Origin of the sequence: Parabacteroides sp. AM58-2XD (assembly GCF_003463685.1) — a bacterium.
Lineage (GTDB): Bacteria > Bacteroidota > Bacteroidia > Bacteroidales > Tannerellaceae > Parabacteroides > Parabacteroides segnis.
The window spans coordinates 1-4,212 of sequence record NZ_QSDP01000194.1 but is presented as its reverse complement, the minus strand read 5'-3'; the positions used below and the strand labels follow the sequence as shown (position 1 = coordinate 4,212).

2 tRNA genes and 2 rRNA genes are annotated in these 4,212 nt (G+C 48.1%); all 4 read right to left on the bottom strand.

Annotated features, from left to right (window positions below):
- A 23S ribosomal RNA gene (locus DXA15_RS24575) occupies window positions 1-2,127 on the bottom strand; the annotation flags it as partial.
- Window positions 2,128-2,255: 128 nt separating this feature from the next.
- A tRNA-Ala gene (locus tag DXA15_RS24570) sits at window positions 2,256-2,332 on the bottom strand.
- 23 nt (window positions 2,333-2,355) lie between these two features.
- Window positions 2,356-2,429 (bottom strand) — tRNA-Ile (locus DXA15_RS24565).
- Between the two features lie 147 nt (window positions 2,430-2,576).
- Window positions 2,577-4,103, bottom strand: a 16S ribosomal RNA gene (locus DXA15_RS24560).
- Between the last annotated feature and the right edge of the window lie 109 nt (window positions 4,104-4,212).

The window sequence follows — 4,212 nt, the reverse complement described above, 5'->3', positions numbered from 1 at the left end:
CTATCCTACACATTAGTTGCCCAAATTCAATGTAAAGCTATAGTAAAGGTTCACGGGGTCTTTTCGTCCCATCGCGGGTAATCGGCATCTTCACCGATACTACAATTTCACCGAGCTCACGGTTGAGACAGTGTCCAGATCATTACACCATTCGTGCAGGTCGGAACTTACCCGACAAGGAATTTCGCTACCTTAGGACCGTTATAGTTACGGCCGCCGTTTACTGGGGCTTCAATTCAAACCTTCTCTTGCGATGAGCTCTCCTCTTAACCTTCCAGCACCGGGCAGGTGTCAGGCTGTATACTTCATATTTCTATTTCGCACAGCCATGTGTTTTTGTTAAACAGTTGCCTGGACCTATTCTCTGCGCCCTGCCATCGCTGACAGGGACCCTTTATCCCGAAGTTACAGGGTCAATTTGCCTAGTTCCTTAACCGTGAATCACTCGAGCGCCTCAGTATTCTCAACCCAACTACGTGTGTCCGTTTACGGTACGGGTACTCTATAGATATGCTTAGCGGATTTTCTAGGGAGCCTGTTTACATCCATATTGCCTTGTACAAGTACTCGGCATACTGTCAGGTTCGACTCTCAAAGCGGATTTGCCTACTTCGATCGACGTCTACACCCTTTAACCAACTATTCCGTCAGTTGGCAGGACTGTCACTTCTCCGTCTCCACATCGCTCTATAAAGTAGTATGGGAATATTAAACCATTCTTCCATCGGAATCGCCGTTCGGCTTATCCTTAGGTCCCGACTTACCCTGATCCGATTAACGTTGATCAGGAAACCTTAGTCTTTCGGCGAGGAAGTTTCTCACTTCCTTTATCGTTACTTATACCTACATTTGCTTTTCCAGCTACTCCAGCAAGGGTTATCCCTCACCTTCAACGCCACTGGAATGCTCCCCTACCATCCATAACTCTGGATCCATAGCTTCGGTAAACAGTTTATGCCCGAGTATTATCCACGCCAAACTCCTCGACTAGTGAGCTGTTACGCACTCTTTAAATGAATGGCTGCTTCCAAGCCAACATCCTAGCTGTCTCTGCAGTCTGACTTCGTTAGTTCAACTTAACTGTTATTTGGGGACCTTAGCTGATGGTCTGGATTCTTCTCCTCTCGGACGCGGACCTTAGCACCCGCGCCCTCACTCCTTATCAATATATAGCACGCATTCGGAGTTTATCTGGACTTGATAGGCGGTGAAGCCCTCGCATCCAATCAGTCGCTCTACCTCATGCTATACTAAATAAAGGCTGCACCTAAATGCATTTCGGGGAGTACGAGCTATCTCCAAGTTTGATTAGCCTTTCACCCCTACCCACAGTTCATCCGAAAGCTTTTCAACGCTTACCGGTTCGGTCCTCCAGTTAGTGTTACCTAACCTTCAACCTGACCATGGGTAGATCACTTGGTTTCGCGTCTACTCCCTCCGACTAATTCGCCCTATTCAGACTCGCTTTCGCTTCGGCTCCGTATCTGAAATACTTAACCTTGCCGGAGAAAGTAACTCGTAGGTTCATTATGCAAAAGGCACGCCGTCACAACTTACGTTGCTCCGACCGCTTGTAGGCAGACGGGTTCAGGGTCTATTTCACTCCTCTGTTCGAGGTTCTTTTCACCTTTCCCTCACGGTACTGGTTCGCTATCGGTCTCTCGGGAGTATTTAGCCTTACGGGATGGGCCCCGCTAATTCACACAGAATTTCTCGTGCTCCGCGCTACTCAGGATACCACTAGGCTTCGTTAGAAAGTCGTGTACGGGATTTTCACCCTCTATGATCACTTTTTCCAAAGTGTTCCACTTTCCTAATTTCTTGCCACAGCGTGGTCCTACAACCCCGGTATTGCCTAAACAATACCGGTTTGGGCTCTTCCGCGTTCGCTCGCCACTACTTGCGGAATCATTTTTATTTTCTCCTCCTATGGGTACTTAGATGTTTCAGTTCCCCACGTTCGCCTCCCATTACGGGATGACAGGCCTTCAACCTGCCGGGTTGCCCCATTCGGAAATCTGAGGATCAAAGATTATTTGCATCTCCCCCCAGCTTATCGCAGCTTATCACGTCCTTCGTCGCCTCCGAGAGCCAAGGCATCCACCGTCTGCCCTTGCTTACTTTCTTATTTCCGCTTACCACACGGGTAATTCGGATTGATATATCTTCAGCTTGCTCTTGTTACTTTATTTTACGTTGTCCATCATGTCAAAGATCTTCTCGTTACTCTACGTTTCTGATGTCTCGGTAACTTTTGGTGGAGAATAACGGATTCGAACCGTTGACCCTCTGCGTGCAAGGCAGATGCTCTAGCCAGCTGAGCTAATCCCCCAAAATTCTCTCTCAGAGATTCTGTAGTCCCAGGCAGAGTTGAACTGCCGACCTCTACATTATCAGTGTAGCGCTCTAACCAACTGAGCTATAGGACTGTCAACTTTGCCTTGGTTTCCCTCAGCATCATTTTTCTCTCTTGCCGACACTTTATTGCCGGTAGATCTATATTTTATACATATTCAACCGTAGTACAAGTTAACTAATACCTTTTAGTCAACTTGATAACGAACTCTTAGCTCCAGAAAGGAGGTGTTCCAGCCGCACCTTCCGGTACGGCTACCTTGTTACGACTTAGCCCCAGTCATCGGTTTTACCCTAGGCCGATCCTTGCGGTTACGGACTTTAGGTACCCCCAACTCCCATGGCTTGACGGGCGGTGTGTACAAGGCCCGGGAACGTATTCACCGCGCCATGGCTGATGCGCGATTACTAGCGAATCCAGCTTCACGAAGTCGGGTTGCAGACTTCGATCCGAACTGAGATGGGGTTTGGAGATTAGCATCCTGTCGCCAGGTAGCTGCCCTTTGTCCCCACCATTGTAACACGTGTGTCGCCCCGGATGTAAGGGCCGTGCTGATTTGACGTCATCCCCACCTTCCTCACAGCTTACGCTGGCAGTCTCACTAGAGTCCTCAGCTTGACCTGTTAGTAACTAGTGATAAGGGTTGCGCTCGTTATGGCACTTAAGCCGACACCTCACGGCACGAGCTGACGACAACCATGCAGCACCTCGCAAATTGCTATTACTAGAGAGGATGTTTCCACCCCTGTCAATATGCGTTCAAACCCGGGTAAGGTTCCTCGCGTATCATCGAATTAAACCACATGTTCCTCCGCTTGTGCGGGCCCCCGTCAATTCCTTTGAGTTTCACCGTTGCCGGCGTACTCCCCAGGTGGATTACTTAACGCTTTCGCTGTGCCGCTTACTGTGTATCGCAAACAGCTAGTAATCATCGTTTACTGCGTGGACTACCAGGGTATCTAATCCTGTTTGATCCCCACGCTTTCGTGCTTCAGTGTCAGTTATAGTTTAGTAAGCTGCCTTCGCAATCGGAGTTCTGCGTGATATCTATGCATTTCACCGCTACACCACGCATTCCGCCTACCTCAAATATACTCAAGCTAACCAGTTTCAACGGCAATTTTATGGTTAAGCCACAAACTTTCACCGCTGACTTAATAAGCCACCTACGCACCCTTTAAACCCAATAAATCCGGATAACGCTCGCATCCTCCGTATTACCGCGGCTGCTGGCACGGAGTTAGCCGATGCTTATTCATATGGTACATACAAAAAGGAACACGTTCCTCACTTTATTCCCATATAAAAGAAGTTTACAAACCATAGATCCTTCATCCTTCACGCGACTTGGCTGGTTCAGGCTCTCGCCCATTGACCAATATTCCTCACTGCTGCCTCCCGTAGGAGTCTGGTCCGTGTCTCAGTACCAGTGTGGGGGACCTTCCTCTCAGAACCCCTATCCATCGTAGACTTGGTGAGCCGTTACCTCACCAACTATCTAATGGAACGCATGCCCATCTATCAGCGATAATTCTTTAACAAATATTTCCATGCGGAACCCCTGTTTTATGCGGTATTAGTCCGACTTTCGCCGGGTTATTCCCCTCTGATAGGTAGGTTGCATACGCGTTACTCACCCGTGCGCCGGTCGCCATCAAAGTATTGCTACCTTATGCTGCCCCTCGACTTGCATGTGTTAAGCCTGTCGCTAGCGTTCATCCTGAGCCAGGATCAAACTCTTCGTTGTTTAAATTGTTATATCTCTATGCTCAGAATTCGTATTTATTTCAAGTTATTGACGGTATTAATTTCTAATACTTGTACTACTTGTTGATATGTAAATCTTTCAAAGAACT